The 24,701-nt window shown below is 61.0% G+C and carries 19 protein-coding genes; 11 read left to right on the plus strand and 8 right to left on the minus strand.

What is annotated here, in order from left to right:
• Positions 1–151 precede the first annotated feature (151 nt).
• Positions 152–1,087: a glutathione S-transferase family protein gene (locus ACVHNU_RS01630; protein WP_103484918.1), complete on the plus strand. Its 936-nt coding sequence runs from the start codon at positions 152–154 to the stop codon at positions 1,085–1,087.
• A 143-nt stretch (positions 1,088–1,230) separates the two neighbouring features.
• Here the strand turns inward: ACVHNU_RS01630 and ACVHNU_RS01635 are convergent, their stop codons facing one another.
• Together ACVHNU_RS01635 and yejK are read right to left on the minus strand one after the other, a co-directional pair.
• On the minus strand, positions 1,231–1,581 hold the full coding sequence (locus ACVHNU_RS01635) for a glutaredoxin family protein (RefSeq protein ID WP_473018876.1): 351 nt from the start codon (positions 1,579–1,581) through the stop codon (positions 1,231–1,233).
• Complete coding sequence (gene yejK, locus ACVHNU_RS01640; RefSeq protein ID WP_003221908.1) at positions 1,581–2,585, minus strand: nucleoid-associated protein YejK; 1,005 nt, start codon at positions 2,583–2,585, stop codon at positions 1,581–1,583. The genes ACVHNU_RS01635 and yejK overlap by 1 nt, the downstream gene beginning before the upstream one ends.
• Positions 2,586–2,980: 395 nt before the next feature.
• On the opposite strand from yejK, the gene ACVHNU_RS01645 reads away from it, so the two are divergent.
• Entirely contained in the window at positions 2,981–3,262 is a 282-nt protein-coding gene (locus ACVHNU_RS01645) for an HU family DNA-binding protein (RefSeq protein ID WP_003221909.1), read from the plus strand.
• Between the two features lie 186 nt (positions 3,263–3,448).
• Here the strand turns inward: ACVHNU_RS01645 and rlmF are convergent, their stop codons facing one another.
• The 5 genes from rlmF to ACVHNU_RS01670 form a co-directional block, all read right to left on the minus strand.
• Positions 3,449–4,468 carry a 23S rRNA (adenine(1618)-N(6))-methyltransferase RlmF gene (gene rlmF, locus ACVHNU_RS01650; protein ID WP_103519983.1) on the minus strand — a complete coding sequence of 340 codons (1,020 nt, stop codon included), beginning with the start codon at positions 4,466–4,468 and terminating at the stop codon, positions 3,449–3,451.
• Positions 4,469–4,702: 234 nt separating this feature from the next.
• Positions 4,703–7,549 carry a valine--tRNA ligase gene (locus ACVHNU_RS01655; RefSeq protein WP_007965170.1) on the minus strand — a complete coding sequence of 949 codons (2,847 nt, stop codon included), beginning with the start codon at positions 7,547–7,549 and terminating at the stop codon, positions 4,703–4,705.
• Between the two features lie 267 nt (positions 7,550–7,816).
• Positions 7,817–8,212, minus strand: a complete 396-nt coding sequence (locus tag ACVHNU_RS01660; RefSeq protein ID WP_003221916.1) for a hypothetical protein — start codon at positions 8,210–8,212, stop codon at positions 7,817–7,819.
• Positions 8,213–8,220: 8 nt separating this feature from the next.
• Positions 8,221–8,649: a DNA polymerase III subunit chi gene (locus ACVHNU_RS01665; RefSeq protein WP_226500582.1), complete on the minus strand. Its 429-nt coding sequence runs from the start codon at positions 8,647–8,649 to the stop codon at positions 8,221–8,223.
• Between the two features lie 60 nt (positions 8,650–8,709).
• The gene (locus ACVHNU_RS01670) at positions 8,710–10,200 is read right to left on the minus strand and encodes a leucyl aminopeptidase (protein WP_473018877.1); all 1,491 of its coding nucleotides are present in this window, start codon (positions 10,198–10,200) and stop codon (positions 8,710–8,712) included.
• A 308-nt stretch (positions 10,201–10,508) separates the two neighbouring features.
• On the opposite strand from ACVHNU_RS01670, the gene lptF reads away from it, so the two are divergent.
• From lptF to pdxJ, 8 genes are all read left to right on the plus strand, one after another.
• On the plus strand, positions 10,509–11,630 hold the full coding sequence (gene lptF, locus ACVHNU_RS01675) for an LPS export ABC transporter permease LptF (protein ID WP_003221922.1): 1,122 nt from the start codon (positions 10,509–10,511) through the stop codon (positions 11,628–11,630).
• Complete coding sequence (gene lptG / locus ACVHNU_RS01680) at positions 11,623–12,684, plus strand: LPS export ABC transporter permease LptG (protein ID WP_003221924.1); 1,062 nt, start codon at positions 11,623–11,625, stop codon at positions 12,682–12,684. Before lptF ends, lptG begins: the two co-directional genes overlap by 8 nt.
• A gap of 172 nt (positions 12,685–12,856) precedes the next feature.
• Positions 12,857–14,653, plus strand: a complete 1,797-nt coding sequence (gene lepA / locus ACVHNU_RS01685; protein ID WP_003221926.1) for a translation elongation factor 4 — start codon at positions 12,857–12,859, stop codon at positions 14,651–14,653.
• Positions 14,654–14,662: 9 nt separating this feature from the next.
• Positions 14,663–15,517, plus strand: a complete 855-nt coding sequence (gene lepB / locus ACVHNU_RS01690) for a signal peptidase I (RefSeq protein WP_003221931.1) — start codon at positions 14,663–14,665, stop codon at positions 15,515–15,517.
• A 183-nt stretch (positions 15,518–15,700) separates the two neighbouring features.
• Positions 15,701–16,390 carry a ribonuclease III gene (gene rnc, locus ACVHNU_RS01695; RefSeq protein ID WP_024011703.1) on the plus strand — a complete coding sequence of 230 codons (690 nt, stop codon included), beginning with the start codon at positions 15,701–15,703 and terminating at the stop codon, positions 16,388–16,390.
• Positions 16,383–17,285: a GTPase Era gene (gene era / locus ACVHNU_RS01700; RefSeq protein WP_003221935.1), complete on the plus strand. Its 903-nt coding sequence runs from the start codon at positions 16,383–16,385 to the stop codon at positions 17,283–17,285. The genes rnc and era overlap by 8 nt, the downstream gene beginning before the upstream one ends.
• 169 nt (positions 17,286–17,454) lie before the next feature.
• Positions 17,455–18,144 (plus strand): DNA repair protein RecO, encoded by a 690-nt coding sequence (recO, locus tag ACVHNU_RS01705; protein ID WP_103484915.1) that lies wholly within the window; start codon positions 17,455–17,457, stop codon positions 18,142–18,144.
• Between the two features lie 39 nt (positions 18,145–18,183).
• Entirely contained in the window at positions 18,184–18,927 is a 744-nt protein-coding gene (gene pdxJ / locus ACVHNU_RS01710) for a pyridoxine 5'-phosphate synthase (protein WP_003221938.1), read from the plus strand.
• Positions 18,928–19,054: 127 nt separating this feature from the next.
• Here the strand turns inward: pdxJ and mltF are convergent, their stop codons facing one another.
• The gene (gene mltF, locus ACVHNU_RS01715; RefSeq protein ID WP_080593223.1) at positions 19,055–20,515 is read right to left on the minus strand and encodes a membrane-bound lytic murein transglycosylase MltF; all 1,461 of its coding nucleotides are present in this window, start codon (positions 20,513–20,515) and stop codon (positions 19,055–19,057) included.
• Between the two features lie 285 nt (positions 20,516–20,800).
• Here mltF and purL point away from each other — a divergent pair, with 285 nt between their 5' ends.
• Positions 20,801–24,697: a phosphoribosylformylglycinamidine synthase gene (gene purL / locus ACVHNU_RS01720; RefSeq protein WP_473018878.1), complete on the plus strand. Its 3,897-nt coding sequence runs from the start codon at positions 20,801–20,803 to the stop codon at positions 24,695–24,697.
• The last annotated feature ends 4 nt before the right edge of the window (positions 24,698–24,701 follow it).

Consider the following 24,701-nt stretch of genomic DNA (forward strand, 5'->3'; position numbering starts at 1 on the left):
CGCCATCTGAGGCTGCGAGCCGATCAGCTGTAAAACCAAATATAGTGCGAATTTAACGCCTGCAAGGTGTCAGATCATCAGCCAGATCTGTAGGCTGCTATCCAAATGCACGCTAAGCTGCTGACTCACTTTTTGTGCGGCGGAGCCGAGCATGTCCGAGTTGATTCTGCATCATTACCCGACCTCTCCATTTGCCGAAAAGGCCCGCCTGCTGCTGGGCTTCAAAGGCTTGTCCTGGCGTTCGGTGCATATCTCGCCGGTGATGCCCAAGCCGGATCTGACCGCGCTGACTGGCGGCTACCGCAAAACCCCGGTGCTGCAGATCGGTGCCGATATCTATTGCGACACGTCGTTGATCGCCCGTCGTCTGGAGCAGGAAAAAGCCCTGCCGGCGTTCTTCCCTGAAGGTCAGGAAATGACCAGTGCCAGCTTCGCAGCATGGGCGGATTCGGTGGTGTTCCAGCACGCGGTCAGTCTGGTGTTCCAGCCGGAATCGGTCGCCGTGCGTTTCGGCAAGTTGCCGCCGGAAGCGATCAAGGCCTTTATCGCTGACCGTGCCGGGCTGTTCAGTGGCGGCAGCGCCACGCGGCTGTCGGCCGAGCAGGCCAAGCATCAGTGGCCAACGCTCATGGCGCGGCTGGAGCAGCAGTTGCAGCGTGAGCAGGGCGACTTCCTGTTCGGTGAGCCGTCGATTGCCGACTTCGCCCTGGCGCATCCGCTGTGGTTCCTCAAGGCGACGCATGTCACTGCGCCGTTGGTGGACGAGTATCCGGCCGTCGCTGCGTGGCTGGGGCGCGTGTTGGGCTTTGGTCATGGTGCGGCGAGTGAGATGACGGCCGAGGAGGCGCTGGAAGTCGCGCGCAGTTCGACGCCGGCGGCGTTGCCGGATGAGCGGTTTGAAGATCCGAACGGCTTCAAGGCCGGGCAGCAGGTGGCGATTGCCGCCACAGACTACGGGGTTGATCCGGTGGTGGGCGAGTTGCTGTTTGCCGGCCGCGAAGAGCTGATCCTGCGCCGCGAAGACCCGCGTGGCGGCGTGGTGCATGTGCACTTCCCGCGCTTTGGTTTCCGCATCGAAGCCAAGTAACTGCGACCGACCCTGTGGCGAGGGAGCTTGCTCCCGCTCGACTGCGTAGCAGTCGCAAAATATGCGAACGCGCGCTCGCTCTGAAAAGCGGGGGCCGCTTCGCAGCCCAGCGGGAGCAAGCTCCCTCGCCACAGGTGTGTGCGTTATTTCAGGGCAGCGAGGATCTCGTCCGGGTCAAACCCGCGAATCAACGTGCCATTCACATCAATCAACGGAATCCCGCGTCCACCCAGCGCTTCATACGCCTTGCGCGCCTCGGCATCCTTCTCGATGTCGAACTCCTGGAACGCAATCCCTTTGCTGTCGAGAAAACGCTTGGTCTGCCTGCAGTAGCCGCACCAGTCGGTGGAATACAGCACGACGCTGGCGTTGGCACGAACCTGCTCCGAGACCATTTGCGACGGGTTGAACACCCGCTCGATCTTGCCCCAGTTCTGATAGACCACGACCACCAGCAGAACCAGTGCGACCTTCTTCAGCACATTACCGAGCATCAGTTGCGACGCTTGAGCTGATCAGTGAGCGAGGTCGGCAGGCCCTTGATGATCAGGGTGCCGGCCTCTTCGTCGTACTCGATCTTCGAACCCAGCAGGTGCGCTTCAAAGCTGATCGACAGGCCTTCGGCGCGGCCGGTGAAGCGGCGGAACTGGTTAAGGGTGCGTTTGTCCGCCGGAATCTCCGGCGACAGACCGTAGTCCTTATTGCGGATGTGGTCGTAAAAGGCTTTCGGGCGTTCTTCGTCGATCAGCTCCGACAGCTCTTCCAGGCCCATCGGCTCGCCGAGCTTGGCCTGGCTGCTGGCGTAATCGACCAGGGTCTTGGTTTTTTCGCGGGCGGAGTCTTCCGGCAAGTCTTCGCTCTCGACGAAGTCACTGAAGGCTTTGAGCAGGGTGCGCGTCTCACCCGGGCCATCGACGCCTTCCTGGCAGCCGATGAAGTCGCGGAAGTATTCCGAAACCTTCTTGCCGTTCTTGCCCTTGATGAACGAGATGTACTGCTTGGACTGCTTGTTGTTCTGCCACTCGGACACGTTGATCCGCGCCGCCAGGTGCAACTGGCCGAGGTCGAGGTGACGTGACGGGGTCACGTCCAGCTCATCGGTCACCGCCACGCCTTCACTGTGGTGCAGCAGGGCGATCGCCAGGTAGTCGGTCATGCCTTGCTGATAGTGGGCGAACAGCACGTGGCCGCCGACCGACAGGTTCGACTCTTCCATCAACTTCTGCAGATGCTCGACCGCGACTTTGCTGAACGCGGCGAAATCCTTGCCACCGTCCATGTATTCCTTCAGCCAGCCGCTGAACGGGAACGCGCCGGATTCCGGATGGAACAGGCCCCAGGCTTTGCCCTGTTTGGCGTTGTAGCTCTCGTTGAGGTCGGCGAGCATGTTCTCGATGGCCGCGGACTCAGCCAGTTCAGAGTCACGGGCGTGCAGAACTGCGGGCGTGCCGTCGGGTTTTTTGTCGATCAGGTGGACGATGCAATGACGGATCGGCATGGGCTTCTCGGCTGGTGGAAGGGAGGAGGGCAGGCTCCCCCGAAAAAGCGCCCAGTGTACCGCAACCACTGGTTTTGGCGCGGGGTGAAGGGCAAATCCGGGGCGGGTGGCGGTCCTTATGCAGTTTTTTACCGATTTAGAGCAATAAACCTGACCAAATGGGTAGCTAGAGGCGGATATTTCCCCGTCTCTGTGCTAGTTTTGCCCGGTCTTACGCGAAGTCACTGCGTTAAGCGTGCAATCAGCATTTGTCAGGTCGAACCAAACCCTGATTTCGGCATCTATAACCCGACTCGTCGTGGTTATCGCCGAGGGTGCCAGATCCAGAAGATCGGGCTCGATGGCTGACACTGCACTCTGCAATCCATATGAATTTGATAGGGAAGGAACACTACATGGCTCTTACTAAAGACCAACTGATCGCCGACATCGCTGAAGCTATCGACGCGCCGAAAACCACCGCGCGTAACGCTCTGGACCAACTGGGCCAAATCGTTGCCGATCAGCTGGAAAACGGCGGCGAAATCACCTTGCCAGGTATCGGCAAGCTGAAAGTGACCGAGCGTCCTGCCCGCACTGGCCGTAACCCTTCGACTGGCGCTGCCATCGAAATCCCTGCCAAGAAAGTGATCAAGCTGGTTGTGGCCAAAGGCCTGACCGACGCTGTGAACAAGTAAGACGCAGCGATAAAAAAACCGTGCACCGGAGCGATCCGGGCACGGTTTTTTTGTGTCCGTTTTTTACTGACACCATAAATCAAATGTGGGAGCGGGCTTGCTCGCGAAAGCGGAGTGTCAGTCGACATGTTTATTGACTGATCCACCGCTTTCGCGAGCAAGCCCGCTCCCACAAGTAGCTCAGTGTCAGCGAACCCAGCGCTCGCGACGCCAGATCTGCTGCTCCGACTTGGTCTGGAAGGTCCACGCCACAAAGCGGCTCTGCTTCTGCCCTTGCGACATCTCCACCACCTGGCTTTCCAGCACGCCGGCCTTTTTCAGCGCGGTTTCGATGGCGGGCAGGTTCGAGGCTTTCGACACCAGGGTGCTGAACCACAGCACCTTGTGCTGGAAGTTCGCGCTCTCGGCGATCAGTTGCGTCACGAAACGCGCTTCACCGCCCTCACACCACAGCTCGGCGGACTGACCACCGAAGTTCAGCACTGGCAGCTTGCGTTTCGGATCGGCCTTGCCCAGTGCGCGCCATTTGCGCTCGCTGCCCTTGGTCGCTTCCTCCATCGAAGCGTGGAACGGCGGGTTGCACATGGTCAGGTCAAAGCGCTCGCCCGGCTCCAGCAGACCAATCAGGATGTGCTTGCGGTTTTCCTGCTGGCGCAGCTTGATGACCTTGTTCAGGTCGTTGGACTGGACGATGGCTCGGGCGGCGGCCACGGCCGTCGGGTCGATTTCCGAACCGAGGAAGTGCCAGCGGTATTCGCTGTTGCCGATCAGCGGATAAACGCAGTTGGCGCCCATGCCGATGTCCAGCACATTGACGATCGCGCCGCGCGGGACCTTGCCGTCGTTCATGCTCGCCAGCAAGTCAGCGAGGAAGTGCACGTAATCGGCACGGCCCGGGACCGGTGGACACAGGTAATCCGCGGGAATGTCCCAATGCTCGATGCCGTAGAAGGACTTGAGCAGCGCCCGGTTGAACACACGCACCGCATCGGGGCTGGCGAAGTCGATGCTTTCCTTGCCGTACGGGTTGGTGATCACGAACTTCGCCAGTTCCGGCGTGGTCTTGATCAGCGCCGGGAAGTCATAGCGACCCTGGTGGCGATTGCGCGGGTGCAGGCTGGCCTTTTCACGCGACTCAACGGCTTTGGTCGGGGTCGCGGCATCAGGCTTCTTGCGCGCAGGTTTGGGGGTGCGGGGGGCGTTCATGGGTGTGATCGATTCGGGTATGGCTGAAAGTGGCGGGTATTGTCCCACATCTAAAGGCAACACCGTTCAAACTGTGGGAGCGGGCTTGCTCGCGAAAGCGGCGTGTCCGCCAACACATAGGTTGAATGACACACCGCATTCGCGAGCAAGCCCGCTCCCACAGGAAATTTGTAGCGATTCTTGAATAAAAAAGGGAGGCCGTTGCGGGCCTCCCTCTTTCATTGCGGCTTGCCGTTACAGGCTGGAAATCCGCGCGTGCTGCTCGGCCAGTTTGCCCAGGGCTTGTTCAGCCTCGGCCAGCTTGGCGCGTTCCTTCTCGATGACTTCGGCCGGGGCCTTGTCAACGAAACCGGCGTTCGACAGCTTGCCACCAACGCGCTGAACTTCGCCCTGCAGACGCAGGATTTCCTTGTCCAGACGCGCCAGTTCGGCGCCCTTGTCGATCAGACCGGCCATCGGCACCAGCACTTCCATCTCGCCGACCAGCGCGGTGGCGGACAGCGGCGCTTCTTCGCCAGCGGCCAGAACGGTGATCGATTCCAGACGCGCCAGCTTCTTCAACAGTGCTTCGTTCTCGGTCAGACGACGCTGATCTTCAGCGCTGACGTTCTTCAGGTAGATCGGCAGCGGTTTGCCCGGGCCAATGTTCATCTCGCCACGGATGTTGCGTGTGCCGAGCATCAGACCCTTGAGCCATTCGATGTCGTCTTCGGCGGCCGGATCGATGCGCTCCTCGTTGGCCACCGGCCAAGGTTGCAGCATGATCGTCTTGCCCTGAATACCGGCCAGCGGCGCGATGCGCTGCCAGATTTCTTCAGTGATGAACGGCATGAACGGGTGCGCCAGACGCAGCGCCACTTCCAGGACGCGCACCAGCGTGCGACGGGTGCCGCGCTGACGCTCGACCGGGGCGTTCTCGTCCCACAGCACTGGCTTGGACAGTTCCAGGTACCAGTCGCAGTACTGGTTCCAGATGAACTCGTACAGCGCTTGCGCGGCGAGGTCGAAACGGAATTGATCCAGTTGACGGGTCACTTCGGCTTCGGTGCGTTGCAGCTGCGAGATGATCCAGCGATCCGCCAGCGACAGCTCGTAGGCTTCGCCGTTCTGGCCGCAGTCTTCGCCCTTGTCCAGAACATAACGCGCGGCGTTCCAGATCTTGTTGCAGAAATTGCGATAGCCTTCGACGCGGCCCATGTCGAACTTGATGTCGCGACCGGTGGACGCCAGCGAGCAGAAGGTGAAGCGCAGGGCGTCGGTGCCGTAACTGGCGATGCCGTCGGCGAACTCGTCGCGGGTCTGCTTCTCGATCTTCTTCGCCAGTTTCGGCTGCATCATGCCGGAGGTGCGTTTCTGCACCAGGGCTTCCAGCTCGATACCGTCGATGATGTCCAGCGGGTCCAGGACGTTGCCCTTGGACTTGGACATCTTCTGGCCCTGGCCATCACGCACCAGACCGTGCACGTAAACGGTCTTGAACGGCACCTGCGGGGTGCCGTCCTCGTTCTTGATCAGGTGCATCGTCAGCATGATCATCCGGGCAACCCAGAAGAAAATGATGTCGAAACCGGTGACCAGCACGTCGGTGGAGTGGAATTTCTTCAGGAATTCGGTTTTTTCCGGCCAGCCGAGGGTGGAGAAGGTCCACAGACCCGAGCTGAACCAAGTGTCGAGCACGTCGTTGTCCTGTTGCAGCGCAACGTCCGGGCCTAGGTTGTGCTTGGCACGCACTTCGGCTTCGTCGCGACCGACGTAGACCTTGCCCGACTCGTCGTACCAGGCCGGAATCCGATGGCCCCACCACAGCTGACGGCTGATGCACCAGTCCTGGATGTCGCGCATCCACGAGAAGTACATGTTTTCGTACTGCTTCGGCACGAACTGGATACGGCCGTCTTCAACGGCGGCAATAGCCGGCTCAGCCAGCGGCTTGGTGGAAACGTACCACTGGTCGGTCAGCCACGGCTCGATGACGGTGCCGGAGCGGTCGCCTTTCGGCACTTTCAGGTTGTGATCGTCGACGCTGACCAGCAGGCCGGCGGCGTCGAACGCAGCGACGATCTGCTTGCGCGCTTCGAAACGCTCGAGACCGGCGTATTCCGCCGGGATCTTGCCGTCGATGCTGTCGTTCAGCGTGCCGTCGAGGTTGAACACCTGGGCGGCGGGCAGCACGTTGGCGTTCTTGTCGAAGATGTTCAGCAGCGGCAGGTTGTGGCGCTTGCCGACTTCGTAGTCGTTGAAATCGTGCGCCGGGGTGATCTTCACGCAACCGGTGCCGAATTCTGGATCGCAGTAATCGTCGGCGATGATCGGGATGCGGCGGCCAACCAGTGGCAGCTCGACAAACTTGCCGATCAGGGCTTTGTAGCGTTCGTCGTTCGGGTTAACCGCGACGGCGGAGTCGCCGAGCATGGTTTCCGGACGGGTGGTCGCGACGATCAGGAAATCGTTGCCTTCAGCGGTTTTCGCGCCGTCGGCCAGCGGGTACTTGAGGTTCCACAGGAAACCTTTCTCGTCGTGGTTTTCCACTTCGAGGTCGGAAATCGCCGTGTGCAGCTTGGTGTCCCAGTTGACCAGACGCTTGCCGCGATAGATCAGACCGTCTTCGTGCAGGCGCACGAAGGCTTCTTTAACCGCTTCCGAGAGACCGTCGTCCATGGTGAAGCGCTCGCGGCTCCAGTCCACGGACGAGCCGAGGCGGCGGATCTGTCGGCTGATGTTGCCGCCGGACTGATCCTTCCACTCCCAGACTTTCTCGAGGAATTTCTCGCGGCCCAGGTCGTGACGGTTCTGGCCGGTGGCTTCCAGTTGACGCTCGACCAGCATCTGCGTGGCGATACCGGCGTGGTCGGTGCCCGGCTGCCACAGGGTGTTGCGACCCTGCATGCGGCGGAAACGGATCAGGGCGTCCATGATCGCGTTGTTGAAACCGTGACCCATGTGCAGGCTGCCGGTGACGTTCGGCGGCGGGATCATGATGGTGTAGGAATCGCCCGCGCCTTGCGGTGCGAAATAGTTCTCGGACTCCCAGGTGTTGTACCAGGAAGTTTCAATGGCGTGCGGCTGGTAGGTCTTATCCATGCGCGGCGGGACCCTATTGGCATTTATTCAGGAAAAGCCGGGAAGTATAGCGGGGCATGGGGCCGAGGGCGAGCGGGGCGGGCCGGGTGGAGATCTAAATGTGATCGCGAACTCTGTGGCGAGGGAGCTTGCTCCCGCTCGGCTGCGCAGCAGTCGTAAAAACTGCCACGCAGGCTTCGCGGACAAAACACTGTTGAATGGTTTTGGGGGCGCTTCGCACCCCAGCGGGAGCAAGCTCCCTCGCCACAAAAAATACCGAAGGCCGGGTTATTCGTATTGGCTCAGCAACCGCTCCATCCGCGCCTCGAGGCGGCGTTTGATTTCGGTTTCGATGTGCGGCGCGAAGTCGTCGATCACGTCCTGCATGATCAATTGCGCGGCGGCGCGCAGTTCGCTGTCCAGGTGCAGCAGGGCGTCCGGGCCTTTATCCACAGGTGCTGCCGGTTTGGCAGCAGGCGCCGGGGCCGGAGCCTGGGGCGGTTCGATGGCGGGCGGCGCGGTGTCGACGGCCTCGAACAACATCGGAATCTGTTCCTGTTCACCGTCATCGACCGTGTCGGTCAGCAGTGGCGGTTGCAGGTTGTCATCGCCGAGCAACTGGCGGATCGATTCGAGATCGTCCAGCAGGTGCGCAGGCTTTTGCAGCGGTTTTGGAGTGTCCATCGGCGTACTCAGAGTCGCTGTAAACGGTGATCTTGCAGAGGATAGCCCTGTTCGCGGTAGAAACGGAAACTCTCCCGTGCCGCCGCGCGAATCACCGGATCTTCCACCACCACTTCCGCCACGCGGGCGAATTGGCTGGCGAAGGCCGGGACTTTCAGGTCGAGGTTGACCAGCAGGTCCTGATGCGCGCCGCAGTCAGCGCCCACTCCCAGCACGATCAAACCGTCCGGTTCGCTCTCGGCAGGGCCGTGGGGCACGAACGTTTCGCCCTTGAACGCCCACAGGCGCGCATCGAGATCGTCACGCTGGGCAGCATCGCTGCAATGCAGGTAGATGCGATGACCCATGCGCCAGGCTTTCTCGGTGAGCTTGCAGGCAAAGTCCAGACGAGCCGAAGGGTCGGCGCTGGGCAGGATATAGAAGTCGACTTTGGTCATTGCGGTTCCTGAGCCTTGAGCAGCGTCACCGTAAAGTGACGCCGCCCAGGTTCATCGGTTTCAGGCTTTGGCGCGGTCCAGCAGGTATTGAGTCAGCAGCGGCACCGGACGACCGGTGGCGCCCTTGTCCTTGCCGCCGCTGGTCCACGCGGTGCCCGCGATGTCCAGGTGCGCCCAGTTGAGGTTCTTGGTGAAGCGCGACAGGAAGCACGCAGCGGTGATGGTGCCGGCCTTCGGCCCGCCAATGTTGGCGATGTCGGCGAACGGGCTGTCCAGTTGCTCCTGGTATTCGTCGAACAGCGGCAGCTGCCAGGCGCGGTCGTCAGCAGCCTTGCCGGCGCTGAGCAGTTGCTCGATCAGTTCGTCGTTGTTGCCCAGCAGGCCGGAAGTGTGTGCACCCAGTGCCACGACGCAGGCGCCGGTCAGGGTGGCGATGTCGATCACGGCTTGCGGCTTGAAGCGCTCGGAGTAGGTCAGGGCGTCGCACAGCACCAGACGGCCTTCGGCGTCGGTGTTGAGGATTTCCACGGTCTGGCCGCTCATGGTGGTGACGATGTCGCCCGGACGCGAAGCAGTGCCGCTTGGCATGTTTTCGGCGCAGGCGAGGATGCACACCAGGTTGATCGGCAGCTTCAGCTCGAGCACCGCACGCAGGGTGCCGAACACGCTGGCGGCGCCGCCCATGTCGTATTTCATCTCGTCCATGCCGGCGCCCGGCTTGAGGCTGATGCCGCCGGTGTCGAAGGTGATGCCTTTACCGACCAGCGCGTAAGGCTTCTCGGACTTCTTGCCACCGTTGTATTGCATGACGATCAGGCGCGGCGGCTGGGCGCTGCCCTGGCCGACGGCGTAGAACGAACCCATGCCGAGTGCTTTGATCTTCTTCTCGTCGAGGACTTCGACTTTCAGATCCTTGAACTCTTTGCCGAGGTTCTTGGCTTGCTCGCCAAGGAACGTCGGGTGGCAGATGTTCGGCGGCAGGTTGCCCAACGTGCGGGTGAAGGCCATGCCGTTGGCGATCGCGGTGGCGTGGGTCACGGCGCGCTGCACTTCAGCCTGGGCAGCCTTGATGGTCAGCAGGGTGATTTTCTTCAGGGCGCGCGGTTCGGCTTTCTGGCTCTTGAACTGGTCGAAAGTGTATTCGCCGTCCACCAGGGTTTCCGCCAGCAGACGGGTCTTGCCGTAGCTGTCGCGGTTTTTGACGATGATTTCATCCAGAGCCAGTACGGCGTCGCTGCCGCCCAGACCTTTCAGGGTATTGAGGATGCCGGCAACGATTTTGCGGAACGGACGGTCGCCCAGTTCTTCATCCTTGCCCACGCCGACCAGCAGCACGCGCTCGGCCTTGAGGTTCGGCAGGCTGTGCAGCAGCAGGCTTTGACCGACCTTGCCGGCCAGATCGCCACGCTTGAGTACGGCGCTGATCGCGCCGCCGCTCAGCTCGTCGACCTGTCTGGCGGCCACGCCGAGTTTGCGGCCTTCGCCGACGGCAACCACCAGGGTGGCGGTTTTCAACGTTTCTGGGCTAACGCTTTTTACAACCAGTTCCATGTCCGGATCCCTGAATGAATGGTCAACACACAGGCGTTCGACGGTGTCCGCAGTCGCCTGCTTATAGATAGAAGAGACGCAGGCCAGTGCCTGCGACAAAGGCGGCAGTTTGAACCTCGCTCCCTGCGCCTGACAACCCTCGGCGGCACGATCTTCAACCGATTACACGCTTGGGTGAGTGTGCGCAGTGACAGGCGCCCTCAATCACAGGATAATGCCGCATCTTTTTTCGACGGCTCTGCCTTGCGGGCCGCTCGAAACGTTTGCTTGTTTGGCCGCCTTAGCCTGACAACCCTGGAGTGTCTGGTTTGATCGTCTTCCGTTATCTGTCCCGTGAAGTGATGTTGACCCTGAGCGCCGTCAGCGCCGTGCTGCTGGTCATCATCATGAGCGGTCGCTTCATCAAATACCTTGCCCAGGCCGCTGCGGGCCAACTCGATCCGGGATCGCTGTTCCTGATCATGGGTTACCGTCTGCCGGGTTTCATGCAACTGATCCTGCCATTGGGGCTGTTTCTCGGGATCCTGCTGGCTTACGGCCGGTTGTACCTCGAAAGCGAAATGACCGTGCTCTCCGCCACCGGCATGAGTCAGCAGCGTCTGCTGCGCATGACCCTGTTCCCGGCAACGCTGGTGGCACTGGTGGTCGCGTGGCTGAGCCTGAGCCTGGCCCCGCAGGGCGCCACCCAGTTTCAGCTGTTGCTGAACAAGCAGGACGCCCTGACCGAGTTCGATACCCTAGAGCCTGGCCGTTTTCAGGAGTTGCGTGACGGCACCCGGGTGACCTACACCGAAACGCTGACTGATGATCGCGTCAACCTCAGCGGCGTGTTCATCTCGCAGAAGAACCTCGGTTCCGATCAGAAAGACCGAGGGATTTCCGTGCTGGTGGCCGAGAAGGGCCGTCAGGAAATCCGTCCGGACGGCAACCGCTACCTGATCCTGCACAATGGCTATCGCTATGACGGCAGTCCGGGCCAGGCCGATTATCGTGCGATCAAATACGACACCTACGGCGTATTGCTGCCCAAACCTGATGCCAGTGACGAAGTCACCGACCGTGATGCGATCCCCACTTCGACCCTGCTGAGCAATGACGACGTACGCTCCAAGGCCGAACTGCAATGGCGCCTTTCGCTGCCGTTGCTGGTATTCATCGTGACTCTGATGGCGGTGCCGCTGTCGCGGGTCAATCCGCGTCAGGGCCGTTTCCTGAAGCTGCTGCCGGCGATTCTTCTTTATATGGCTTACCTGACCATCCTGATTGCCGCCCGCGGCGCCCTCGAAAAAGGCAAGATCCCGTCGGGCCTCGGCTTGTGGTGGGTGCACGGGATCTTCCTGGTCATCGGTCTCGGCCTGTTGTACTGGGAGCCCATGCGCCTGAAACTGGCCAGCCGTCGCAGCGCTGCGCTGGAGGTGGCCCGTGGTTAAACTCGACCGCTACATCGGCAGCAGTGTGTTCATGGCGATCATCGCCGTGCTGGCGATCATTCTGGGTCTGGCGACACTGTTCGCTTTCATCGACGAGATGGGCGACGTCAGCGATACCTATACGCTGACCGATGTGCTGAGCTTCGTCATCCTCACCGCGCCACGTCGCTTGTATGAAATGCTGCCGATGGCCGCGCTGATCGGCTGTCTGATCGGCCTCGGCAGTCTGGCCAGCAGCAGTGAGCTGACGGTCATGCGTGCGGCGGGTGTGTCCATCGGGCGCATCGTCTGGGCGGTCATGAAGCCAATGCTGGTGCTGATGCTGGCCGGCGTGCTGATTGGCGAGTACGTGGCCCCGGCCACCGAAAGCATGGCCCAGGCCAATCGCTCGCTGGCGCAAGGCAGCGGCGACGCGCAAAGCGCCAAGCACGGCATGTGGCACCGTCAGGGTGAGGAGTTCATCCATATCAACGCCGTGCAACCCAATGGCCTGTTGTATGGCGTGACCCGCTATCACTTCGACAAAGAACGCCACCTGCTGAGCTCCAGTTTCGCCAAACGTGCGGATTTCGACGGCAAGCGCTGGCTGCTCACCGACGTAGCTACCACGGTTTTCCACGAACGCAGTACCGAAGTGGTGAACGCGCCGAGCGAGGAGTGGGACGTGTCGCTGAGTCCGCAATTGCTCAACACGGTGGTGATGGCGCCTGAAGCACTGTCCATTTCCGGTCTGTGGGGCTATATCCACTATCTGGCGGATCAGGGCCTGAGCAACGGTCGTTACTGGCTGGCATTTTGGGTCAAGGTGTTGCAGCCGCTGGTCACCGCCGCACTGGTGCTGATGGCGATTTCCTTCATTTTCGGTCCGTTGCGCTCGGTCACCCTCGGTCAGCGGGTGTTCACCGGTGTACTGGTGGGCTTCACCTTCCGCATCGTCCAGGATTTGCTCGGTCCATCGAGCCTGGTGTTCGGTTTCTCGCCGCTGTTCGCGGTGCTGGTGCCGGCCACGGTCTGTGCGCTGGCAGGCGTCTGGTTGCTGCGACGGGCCGGTTGATGGCCGCGTTGTTGCCAATGCTTTAATCGCGAAAACGCCTCGGTCGACAGATCGGGGCGTTTTCGTATGCAATCCGGGTGACAGGCGAACGTGACGCTTGCGCCGTGTATCAGGTACAATTCCCGGCTATTTTTCGGCGGGCCAAGCCTGCAGCCTTTTTGAGTGTTGATCCGTGAGTGATTTGAGTCATATCCGCAATTTCTCCATCATCGCCCACATTGACCATGGCAAGTCGACGCTGGCTGACCGTTTCATCCAGATGTGCGGTGGCCTGGCCGAGCGTGAAATGGAAGCCCAGGTACTGGATTCCATGGATCTGGAGCGCGAACGCGGGATCACCATCAAGGCCCACAGCGTTACCCTCTACTACAAAGCCAAAGATGGCGTCACCTACCAGCTGAACTTCATTGACACCCCGGGCCACGTCGACTTCACCTACGAAGTCAGCCGTTCCCTGGCGGCGTGTGAAGGTGCGTTGCTGGTGGTCGATGCCGGTCAGGGTGTTGAAGCCCAGTCCGTGGCCAACTGCTACACCGCGATCGAGCAGGGCCTCGAGGTCATGCCGGTGCTGAACAAGATCGACCTGCCACAGGCCGAGCCGGATCGCGTCAAGGACGAGATCGAGAAGATCATCGGCATCGACGCCACCGACGCCGTCACCTGCAGCGCCAAAACCGGCCTGGGTGTCGACGAAGTGCTCGAGCGTCTGGTCGCGACCATTCCTGCGCCGACCGGCAACATCGAAGATCCGCTGCAAGCGTTGATCATCGACTCCTGGTTCGACAACTACCTGGGCGTTGTCTCCCTGGTGCGCGTGCGTCATGGCCGCGTGAAGAAGGGCGACAAGATCCTGGTGAAATCCACCGGCAAGATCCACCTGGTCGACAGCGTCGGTGTGTTCAATCCGAAACACACCGCCACCGCTGACCTCAAGGCCGGCGAAGTGGGCTTCATCATCGCCAGCATCAAGGACATTCACGGTGCGCCGGTCGGTGACACCCTGACCCTGAGCTCGACTCCGGATGTCCCGGTGCTGCCCGGCTTCAAACGCATCCAGCCACAGGTTTACGCCGGTCTGTTCCCGGTCAGCTCCGACGACTTCGAGGACTTCCGCGAAGCGCTGCAGAAACTGACCCTGAACGACTCGTCGCTGCAGTACACCCCGGAAAGTTCGGATGCACTGGGCTTCGGCTTCCGTTGCGGCTTCCTCGGCATGCTGCACATGGAGATCATCCAGGAGCGCCTCGAGCGCGAATACGACCTGGACCTGATCACCACCGCGCCAACGGTAATTTTCGAGCTGGTGCTGAAAACCGGTGAAACGATTTACGTCGACAACCCATCCAAGCTTCCGGATGTGTCGGCGATCGAAGACATGCGCGAGCCAATCGTGCGTGCCAACATCCTGGTTCCGCAGGAGCACCTGGGTAACGTCATCACCCTGTGCATCGAGAAACGCGGCGTACAGGTCGACATGCTGTTCCTCGGCAATCAGGTGCAGGTCACTTATGACTTGCCGATGAACGAAGTGGTCCTGGACTTCTTCGACCGCCTCAAATCCACCAGTCGCGGCTATGCTTCGCTGGATTACCATTTCGATCGTTACCAATCGGCTAATCTGGTGAAACTGGACGTGCTGATCAACGGTGACAAGGTCGACGCCCTGGCGTTGATCGTGCACCGTGACAATTCGCACTTCAAAGGTCGCCAGTTGACCGAGAAGATGAAAGAACTGATTCCTCGTCAGATGTTCGACGTGGCCATCCAGGCTGCCATTGGCGGTCAGATCGTCGCCCGAACCACCGTCAAGGCACTCAGAAAGAACGTATTGGCCAAATGCTACGGCGGTGACGTAAGCCGTAAGAAAAAGCTGCTTGAAAAGCAAAAGGCCGGTAAGAAACGCATGAAGCAGGTCGGCAACGTGGAAATTCCACAAGAAGCCTTCCTTGCCGTGCTCAGGTTGGAATAGTCAGGTCCTATGTCACTAAATTTCCCGCTGTTGCTGGTCATCGCCGTGTTCGTCTGCGGCCTGTTGGCGTTGCTCGATCTGCTGTTCCTGGCGCCGCGTCGGCGTGCTGCCATTGCCTCTTATCAAGGCAGTGTCAGCCAGCCCGAGCCCGTGGTGGTCGAGAAGCTGAACAAAGAGCCGTTGCTGGTTGAATACGGCAAGTCGTTCTTTCCGGTGCTGTTCATCGTGCTGGTGCTGCGTTCGTTCCTGGTGGAACCGTTCCAGATCCCGTCCGGCTCGATGAAACCGACTCTGGACGTCGGCGACTTCATTCTGGTGAACAAGTTTTCTTACGGGATCCGCCTGCCGGTGATCGACAAGAAAGTCATCGAAGTCGGTGATCCACAGCGTGGCGATGTGATGGTGTTCCGCTATCCGAGCGACCCTAACGTCAACTACATTAAGCGTGTAGTCGGCCTGCCGGGCGACACGGTGCGTTACACCGCCGACAAGCGTCTGTTCGTCAATGGCGAGTCGATTGCCGAGCAACTGGTCGGCTCCGAGCCGGGCACGCTGGGCAGCGCGGAACTCTACAAGGAAAAACTCGGCGCCGCCGAGCACCTGATCCGCAAGGAAATGAGCCGCTACCGCGCTACGCCGGACCATACCTGGACCGTGCCGGCCGGGCACTACTTCATGATGGGCGACAACCGCGACAACTCCAACGACAGTCGCTACTGGGATGACCCGAACATTCCCAAGGATCTGCTGGGCATGGTTCCCGACCAGAATATCGTCGGCAAAGCCTTCGCTGTCTGGATGAGCTGGCCGGAACCGAAACTCAGCCACCTGCCGAATTTCTCGCGGGTTGGCCTGATCAAGTAATCAAATACGGCGCTGTTGACCACAGCACCGAATGCATTTCTGGAGTCGACACAAATCGGCACCAGGGCATGAAGCCACGATATTCAGGATGTAATTTTTGAACACAGCGTTAATTGTCCCAGGCCTGCGCCGTACCCCGGCGATGGCGGTGGAATCCAGCCACGAACTCAGCGTGGGTAAACCGTGAGCGTTTCTCTAAGCCGTCTCGAGCGCCAGCTCGGTTACACCTTCAAGGATCAGGAGCTGATGCTGCTGGCCCTCACGCACCGCAGCTTTGCCGGGCGTAACAATGAACGCCTGGAATTCCTCGGCGATGCCATCCTCAATTTCGTCGCCGGCGAAGCGCTGTTCGATCGCTTCCCGCTGGCCCGCGAAGGCCAGTTGTCGCGTTTGCGCGCACGCTTGGTGAAGGGTGAGACACTGGCCGTGCTGGCCCGTGGTTTCGACCTGGGCGATTACCTGCGTCTGGGTTCGGGCGAACTGAAAAGCGGTGGCTTCCGTCGCGAATCGATTCTGGCCGATGCCCTCGAAGCGCTGATCGGTGCGATCTACCTCGATGCCGGCATGGATGTCGCCCGCGAGCGCGTACTGGCCTGGCTGGCCGGCGAGTTCGAAGGTCTGACGCTGGTCGACACCAACAAGGATCCCAAGACCCGTCTGCAGGAACACCTGCAATCGCGCGGTTGCGAACTGCCACGCTACGAAGTGGTGGACATCCAGGGTGAGCCGCACTGCCGTACCTTCTTCGTCGAGTGCGAAGTTGTCTTATTGAATGAAAAAAGCCGGGGTCAGGGTGTGAGCCGTCGTATTGCCGAACAGGTAGCGGCCGCCGCAGCACTGATTGCCCTGGGCGTGGAGAATGGCAATGACTGATACAAACGCAACTCGCTGTGGCTACGTTGCCATCGTCGGCCGTCCCAACGTCGGTAAGTCGACGCTGCTCAACCACATCCTCGGCCAGAAGCTCGCAATCACCTCGCGCAAGCCGCAGACCACTCGCCACAACATGCTCGGGATCAAGACCGAGGGTGACGTGCAGGCGATCTATGTCGACACCCCCGGCATGCACAAGGGTGGCGAAAAGGCCCTGAACCGCTACATGAACAAGACCGCTTCGGCGGCGTTGAAAGACGTCGACGTGGTGATCTTCGTGGTCGACCGCACCAAGTGGACCGAAGAAGACCAGATGGTGCTGGAGCGCGTGCAGTACGTGACCGGCCCGCTGATCGTCGCGCTGAACAAGACCGACCGCATCGAAGACAAGGCCGAGCTGATGCCGCACCTGTCGTGGTTGCAGGAGCAGCTGCCGAACGCGCAGATCATCCCGATTTCCGCGCAGCACGGGCACAACCTCGACGCGCTGGAAAAGGTCATCGCCGATCATCTGCCGGAGAACGATCACTTCTTCCCGGAAGACCAGATCACCGACCGCAGCAGCCGTTTCCTCGCCGCCGAACTGGTGCGCGAGAAAATCATGCGCCAGATGGGTGCCGAGCTGCCGTACCAGATCACCGTCGAGATCGAAGAGTTCAAGCAGCAGGGCAAGACCCTGCACATCCATGCGCTGATCCTCGTCGAGCGTGACGGCCAGAAGAAGATCATCATTGGCGACAAGGGCGAGCGCATCAAACGCATCGGCACCGAAGCGCGCAAGGACATGGAGCTGCTGTTCGACTCCAAGATCATGCTCAACCTGTGGGTCAAGGTGAAGGGCGGCTGGTCCGACGACGAGCGTGCACTGCGTTCGCTGGGTTACGGCGACTTGTAATAGCGGTTTTCTGATCCTTCAGAGAACCCCCTGTGGGAGCGGGCTTGCTCGCGAATGCGCAGTGTCAGTCGACATATACTTTGACTGATTCACCGCATTCGCGAGCAAGCCCGCTCCCACAGTAGTTTTTGGGTTGTGTGCAAAACCGCGTTTCTTCATCGAGAACTTCATGTCGCAAACCCCGCCTCCCGCCCAACTCGCCTACGTCCTGCATTCGCGCGCCTACCGCGAAACCAGCGCGCTGGTCGACTTCCTCACGCCGCAAGGTCGGCTGCGGGCGGTGCTGCGCAGTGCGCGGGGCAAGGCCGGGACACTGGCGCGACCGTTCGTGCCGCTGGAAGTCGAGTTTCGTGGCAAGGGTGAGCTGAAGAATGTCGGGCGCATGGAAAGTGCCGGTAATGCGACCTGGATGGTCGGCGAGGCGCTGTTCAGCGGCCTCTATCTCAATGAACTGCTGATCCGCCTGCTGCCCGCCGAAGACCCGCACCCGGCGGTGTTCGATCACTACGCTGCCACGCTGTTGGCGCTCGCCGAAGGTCGCCCGCTGGAGCCGTTGTTGCGCTCCTTCGAATGGCGCCTGCTGGACGATCTCGGTTACGGCTTCTCCCTGAACACCGATATCCACAGCGAACCGGTCGCGCCGGACGGTCTCTATCGCCTGCAAGTGGATGCCGGGCTTGAGCGGGTCTACCTGCTGCAACCGGGCTTGTTCAACGGCGTTGAATTACTGGCCATGGCTGAAGCCGATTGGTCCGCCCCCGGCGCACTGTCGGCAGCCAAGCGTCTGATGCGTCAGGCACTGGCCGTTCATCTGGGCGGTCGCCCCCTCGTCAGCCGCGAGCTCTTTCGCAAGCCCTGATATGCTGTGCGCCGAATCTTTCCCTTCAGGAGCGCATCCGTGACCACCAGCAATCGCATTCTTCTTGGCGTGAACATCGACCACGTCGCCACCCTGCGTCAGGCCCGTGGCACGCGCTACCCGGATCCGGTCAAGGCTGCGCTGGACGCGGAAGAGGCGGGCGCCGACGGCATCACCGTGCACCTGCGCGAAGACCGCCGGCACATTCAGGAGCGCGACGTGCTGCTGCTCAAGGATGTGCTGCAGACTCGCATGAACTTTGAAATGGGCGTCACCGAAGAAATGATGGCGTTCGCCGAGCGCATCCGTCCGGCGCACATCTGCCTGGTGCCGGAAACCCGTCAGGAGCTGACCACTGAAGGCGGCCTGGACGTAGCGGGGCAGGAGGAACGCATCAGGGCAGCGGTCGAGCGCCTGTCGAAGATCGGCAGCGAAGTGTCGCTGTTCATCGATGCCGACGAACGCCAGATCGCCGCGTCGAAGCGCATCGGTGCGCCGGCCATCGAGCTGCACACCGGGCGCTACGCCGACGCCGAAACCCCGACCGAAGTGGCTGAAGAGTTGAAACGCGTGGCGGACGGCGTGGCGTTTGGTCTGGCGCAGGGCCTGATCGTCAATGCCGGGCATGGCCTGCATTACCACAACGTCGAAGCCGTGGCGGCGATCAAGGGCATCAACGAACTGAACATCGGCCATGCGCTGGTGGCGCATGCGTTGTTTGTGGGGTTCAAGTCGGCAGTGTCCGAGATGAAGGCGCTGATCCTGGCGGCCGCCAAGCACTAATCAACAACCCAGAACCCAATGTGGGAGCGGGCTTGCTCGCGAATGCGGTGTGTCAGTCGACATATTCTTTGACTGATACACCGCATTCGCGAGCAAGCCCGCTCCCACAGGGGATTCAGGGGGCTGATTAGAGCGGCGCAGGCTCCTGCGCCGGCTTGGTCTTGTCGATACCGGGCACATGCAGATTGCCCTCTGCAACCTGATCGCCTTCAAGCTGCGGCTGGGTCACCCAGGTCAGGATGTCGTAGTAGCGACGAATGTTCGCCACGAAATGCACCGGTTCGCCGCCCCGGGCGTAGCCATAGCGGGTCTTGCTGTACCACTGCTTCTGCGACAGGCGCGGCAGCATCTTCTTCACGTCCAGCCACTTGTCCGGGTTCAGGCCTTCGCGGGACGCCAGTTTGCGTGCGTCATCGAGGTGACCGCTGCCGACGTTGTACGCCGCCAGCGCGAACCAGGTGCGGTCCGGCTCCTGAATCGACTCGTCGAGCTGATCCTTCATGTAGGCCAGGTACTTGGCGCCACCCATGATGCTTTGCTTGGGATCGAGGCGGTTCGATACGCCCATGGCCTGAGCGGTGTTCTGGGTCAGCATCATCAGGCCGCGCACGCCGGTTTTCGACGTGACCGCCGGTTGCCACAGCGATTCCTGATAACCGATAGCCGCGAGCAGGCGCCAGTCGACTTTCTCTTTCTTGGCGTAGGTCTTGAAGTGCTGTTCGTATTTGGGCAGACGTTGCTGCAGGTGCTGGGCGAAGGTGGTGGCGCCCATGTAGCCGAGGACATCGACGTGGCCGTAATAGCGGTCTTTCAGGCGCTGCAGGGTGCCGTTCTTCTGCACTTTGTCGAGGTAGGCGTTGATCTCGTTGAGCAGGCTGTTGTCTTCGCCGGCGGCCACCGCCCAGCTCTGGCTGCGCGCATCGCCGAGGTCGAAGGCCACGCGGATGTTAGTGAAGTACACCTGGTTCATCGCCACTTCGTTGGAGTCGACCAGCGTCAGGTCAATCTGGCCTTCATCGACCATGCGCAACAGGTCGACCACTTCAACGGCGTCGGACTCTTCGTATTCGATGCCGGGAAATTTCTTTTTCAACTCGGCCAGCTGTTCGGCGTGGGTGCTGCCCTTGAGCACCATGATCTTCTTGCCGACCAGATCAGCCGGGTCGGTAGGACGCGACTGGCCGTTGCGATAGATGATCTGCGGGGTCACTTCGAGGTAGGAGTGGGAGAAACGCACCTGTTTCTTGCGCTCCTCGCTGCTGACCAGGCCGGCGGCGGCCAGCACCGGGCCGTTCGGCTTGCCGATCTGGTTGAACAGGTCATCGAGGTTGTCGGCGGTCTCGATCTTCAGCTCGACCCCCAAATCGTCGGCGAAGCGCTTCACCAGCTCGTATTCGAAGCCGGTTTCACCGCTGCGATCCTGAAAGTAGGTGGCGGGGCTGTTACGGGTAATCACCCGCAGCACACCATCCTCCTTTACGCGCTCGAGTGTGTTGGGTTTATCAACACAACCACCGAGCATCAGGAAGAGTCCGGTTGCGATCAGCCATTTGGCGTACCGCGGACGCAAAGCCGTTGGGAAAAACATCTGCGCAGTATACGCAAACGGCTGCGGGCGCCATATCTCGACAGTGAAGGGCTTGTCTGCTAGAGATCACAAAACCGCACGAAACCCCGCAGGAATGGGGCTGAACGGCATTTTGTGACAGAAAAAATAAGCGCTGCCCGCACACCCTCGAAATTTGACTTCAAAGGCAGAAACACAGATTGATATCCGAGTGCAACCGTGCGTAGCGTTTCGGGTGATGTTGAGGGCGGTTTAGGCTAGAATGCACGGCCTCAAAGCACACCCCTTCCCGAGGCTGTCCCGAAGATGTTGATCCTGCGCGGCGCTCCTGCCCTTTCTGCCTTTCGCCACAGCAAACTCCTTGAGCAACTGAGCCAGAAGGTTCCAGCTGTCAGTGGCCTGTATGCTGAATTCGCTCACTTCGCCGAAGTCACCGGCGTCCTGACCGGCGACGAACAGCAGGTGCTTGCGCGCCTTCTGAAGTACGGCCCAAGCGTTCCGGTACAAGAGCCGACCGGTCGTCTGTTTCTGGTGTTGCCGCGTTTCGGCACCATCTCGCCATGGTCGAGCAAGGCCAGCGACATCGCCCGCAACTGCGGCCTGAGCAAGATCCAGCGCCTGGAGCGCGGCATCGCGTTCTACGTGGCCGGCCAGTTCAGCGACACCGAAGCCCAGCAAATCGCCGACGTGCTGCATGACCGCATGACCCAGATCGTTCTGGGCAACCTGGAACAGGCCGCCGGTCTGTTCAGCCACGCCGAGCCGAAGCCGCTGACCGCGATCGACATCCTCGGCGGCGGTCGCGCCGCGCTGGAAAAAGCCAACACCGAACTCGGTCTGGCCCTGGCCGAAGACGAGATCGACTATCTGGTCAACGCCTTCAACGGTCTCAAGCGCAACCCGCACGACATCGAACTGATGATGTTCGCCCAGGCCAACTCCGAGCACTGCCGCCACAAGATCTTCAACGCCAGTTGGGATATTGACGGCGAGAGCCAGGAAAAAAGCCTGTTCGGCATGATCAAGAACACCTATCAGATGCACAGCGAAGGCGTGCTGTCCGCTTATAAGGACAACGCCTCGGTGATCGTCGGCAACGTCGCCGGTCGCTTCTTCCCGGATCCGGAAACCCGCCAGTACGGCGCGGTGCAGGAGCCGGTGCACATTCTGATGAAGGTCGAAACCCACAACCACCCGACCGCGATTGCCCCGTTCCCGGGCGCGTCCACTGGTTCCGGTGGCGAGATCCGCGACGAAGGTGCAACCGGTCGTGGCGCCAAACCGAAGGCTGGTCTGACCGGTTTCACCGTATCCAACCTGCAGATCCCGGGCTTCGAACAGCCGTGGGAAGTGCCGTATGGCAAGCCTGAGCGCATCGTTACCGCGCTGGACATCATGATCGAAGGCCCGCTGGGCGGCGCCGCGTTCAACAACGAATTCGGGCGTCCGGCCCTGACCGGCTACTTCCGTACCTTCGAACAGTCGATCACCACCCCGCACGGTGACGAAGTTCGTGGCTACCACAAGCCGATCATGCTCGCCGGCGGCATGGGCAACATCCGTGAAGAACACGTCAAGAAAGGCGAGATTCTGGTCGGCTCCAAGCTGATCGTGCTTGGCGGCCCGGCCATGCTCATCGGTCTGGGCGGCGGTGCCGCTTCCTCGATGGCCACCGGCACCAGCTCGGCGGATCTCGACTTCGCTTCCGTACAGCGTGAAAACCCTGAGATGGAACGTCGCTGCCAGGAAGTCATCGACCGTTGCTGGCAACTGGGCGACAAGAACCCGATCAGCTTCATCCACGACGTGGGCGCGGGCGGTCTGTCCAACGCCTTCCCGGAACTGGTCAACGACGGCGACCGCGGTGGCCGTTTCGAACTGCGCAACATTCCCAACGACGAACCGGGCATGGCCCCGCACGAAATCTGGTCCAACGAATCCCAGGAACGTTACGTTCTGGCGGTCGGTCCGGCCGACTTCGAGCGCTTCAAGGCGATCTGCGAACGCGAGCGTTGCCCGTTCGCCGTGGTCGGCGAAGCCACTGCCGAGCCGCAACTGACCGTGACTGACAGCCACTTCGGCAACAACCCAGTGGACATGCCGCTGGAAGTGTTGCTGGGCAAGGCCCCGCGCATGCACCGTTCGGTGGTTCGCGAAGCCGAGCTGGGCGATGATTTCGATCCGTCGAACCTCGACATCACCGAGTCCATCGAGCGCGTCCTGCATCACCCGGCCGTGGCGAGCAAAAGCTTCCTGATCACCATCGGCGACCGCACCATCACCGGCCTCGTGGCCCGTGACCAGATGGTTGGCCCATGGCAGGTTCCGGTGGCCGATGTCGCAGTTACCGCCACCAGTTTCGACGTCTACACCGGTGAAGCGATGGCGATGGGCGAGCGGACTCCGCTGGCGTTGCTGGACGCTCCGGCGTCGGGCCGCATGGCCATCGGCGAAACCCTGACCAACATTGCCGCCTCGCGCATCAACAAGATCTCCGACATCAAACTGTCGGCGAACTGGATGTCCGCTGCCGGCCACCCGGGCGAAGACGCGCGTCTGTACGACACCGTGAAAGCGGTCGGCATGGAACTGTGCCCTGAGCTGGGCATCACCATCCCGGTCGGCAAGGACTCGATGTCCATGGCCACCCGCTGGAATGACAACGGTGAAGAAAAAACCGTGACCTCGCCGATGTCGCTGATCGTGACCGGTTTCGCCCCAGTGGCTGACATCCGTCAGACCCTGACCCCGGAACTGCGCATGGACAAGGGCACCACCGACCTGATCCTGATCGACCTCGGTCGTGGTCAGAACCGTATGGGTGCTTCGATCCTTGCTCAGGTTCACGGCAAGCTCGGCAAGCAGGCTCCGGACGTCGATGACGCCGAAGACCTGAAAGCCTTCTTCGCGGTGATCCAGGGCCTCAACGCCGACGGTCACCTGCTGGCTTACCACGACCGTTCCGACGGTGGTCTGCTGACCTCCGTGGTGGAAATGGCGTTCGCCGGCCACTGCGGTCTGAGCCTGAACCTGGACAGCGTTGCCGAAAACTCGGCCGAAATCGCTGCGATCCTGTTCAACGAAGAACTGGGTGCAGTGATCCAGGTTCGTCAGGACGCCACGCCGGACATCCTCGCGCAGTTCAGCGCGGCCGGTCTGGGTGACTGCGTGTCGGTGATCGGTCAGCCGATGAACAATGGCCAGATCAACATCACCTTCAACGGTGACACCGTGTTCGAAGGCCAGCGTCGTCTGCTGCAACGTCAGTGGGCCGAGACCAGCTACCAGATCCAGCGTCTGCGCGACAACGCCGACTGCGCCGAGCAAGAGTTCGACGCGCTGCTGGAAGAAGACAACCCGGGCCTGAGCGTCAAGCTGAGCTACGACGTCAACCAGGACATCGCCGCGCCTTACATCAAGAAGGGCATCCGCCCACAGGTTGCCGTGCTGCGTGAGCAGGGCGTCAACGGTCAGGTGGAAATGGCGGCAGCATTCGACCGCGCCGGTTTCAACGCGATCGACGTGCACATGAGCGACATTCTGGCCGGCCGTGTCGACCTGAACGAGTTCAAAGGTCTGGTGGCCTGCGGTGGTTTCTCCTACGGCGACGTCCTCGGCGCCGGTGAAGGCTGGGCCAAGTCGGCCCTGTTCAACAGCCGTGCCCGCGATGCGTTCCAGGGGTTCTTCGAGCGTAACGACAGCTTCACCCTCGGCGTGTGCAACGGTTGCCAGATGATGTCCAACCTGCACGAGCTGATCCCGGGCAGCGAGTTCTGGCCGCACTTCGTGCGCAACCGCTCCGAGCAGTTCGAAGCGCGTGTGGCGATGGTGCAGATCCAGGAGTCGAACTCGATCTTCCTGCAGGGCATGGCCGGTTCGCGCATGCCGATCGCCATCGCTCACGGTGAAGGCCATGCCGAATTCGAAAGCGAAGAGGCGTTGCTGGAAGCCGATCTGTCCGGTTGCGTGGCGATGCGTTTCGTCGACAACCACGGCAAGGTCACCGAAGCCTACCCGGCCAACCCGAACGGTTCGCCGCGCGGGATTACCGGTCTCACCAGCCGCGACGGTCGTGTGACGATCATGATGCCGCACCCGGAGCGTGTGTTCCGTGCGGTGCAGAACTCGTGGCGTTCGGAAGACTGGACCGAGGATGCTCCTTGGATGCGCATGTTCCGTAATGCTCGCGTCTGGGTGAACTAAGCGT

The sequence above is a fragment of the Pseudomonas sp. Ors-4-3C genome (assembly GCF_055755035.1).

Bases quoted from the DNA above. Each gene is read 5' to 3' on its own strand.
- ACVHNU_RS01630 (WP_103484918.1), top strand. From the start codon at position 152: ATGTCCGAGTTGATTCTGCATCATTACCCGACCTCTCCATTTGCCGAA.
- ACVHNU_RS01635 (WP_473018876.1), bottom strand. From the start codon at position 1,581: ATGCTCGGTAATGTGCTGAAGAAGGTCGCACTGGTTCTGCTGGTGGTC.
- yejK (WP_003221908.1), bottom strand. From the start codon at position 2,585: ATGCCGATCCGTCATTGCATCGTCCACCTGATCGACAAAAAACCCGAC.
- ACVHNU_RS01645 (WP_003221909.1), top strand. From the start codon at position 2,981: ATGGCTCTTACTAAAGACCAACTGATCGCCGACATCGCTGAAGCTATC.
- rlmF (WP_103519983.1), bottom strand. From the start codon at position 4,468: ATGAACGCCCCCCGCACCCCCAAACCTGCGCGCAAGAAGCCTGATGCC.
- ACVHNU_RS01655 (WP_007965170.1), bottom strand. From the start codon at position 7,549: ATGGATAAGACCTACCAGCCGCACGCCATTGAAACTTCCTGGTACAAC.
- ACVHNU_RS01660 (WP_003221916.1), bottom strand. From the start codon at position 8,212: ATGGACACTCCAAAACCGCTGCAAAAGCCTGCGCACCTGCTGGACGAT.
- ACVHNU_RS01665 (WP_226500582.1), bottom strand. From the start codon at position 8,649: ATGACCAAAGTCGACTTCTATATCCTGCCCAGCGCCGACCCTTCGGCT.
- ACVHNU_RS01670 (WP_473018877.1), bottom strand. From the start codon at position 10,200: ATGGAACTGGTTGTAAAAAGCGTTAGCCCAGAAACGTTGAAAACCGCC.
- lepB (WP_003221931.1), top strand. From the start codon at position 14,663: ATGTCACTAAATTTCCCGCTGTTGCTGGTCATCGCCGTGTTCGTCTGC.
- era (WP_003221935.1), top strand. From the start codon at position 16,383: ATGACTGATACAAACGCAACTCGCTGTGGCTACGTTGCCATCGTCGGC.
- recO (WP_103484915.1), top strand. From the start codon at position 17,455: ATGTCGCAAACCCCGCCTCCCGCCCAACTCGCCTACGTCCTGCATTCG.
- mltF (WP_080593223.1), bottom strand. From the start codon at position 20,515: ATGTTTTTCCCAACGGCTTTGCGTCCGCGGTACGCCAAATGGCTGATC.
- purL (WP_473018878.1), top strand. From the start codon at position 20,801: ATGTTGATCCTGCGCGGCGCTCCTGCCCTTTCTGCCTTTCGCCACAGC.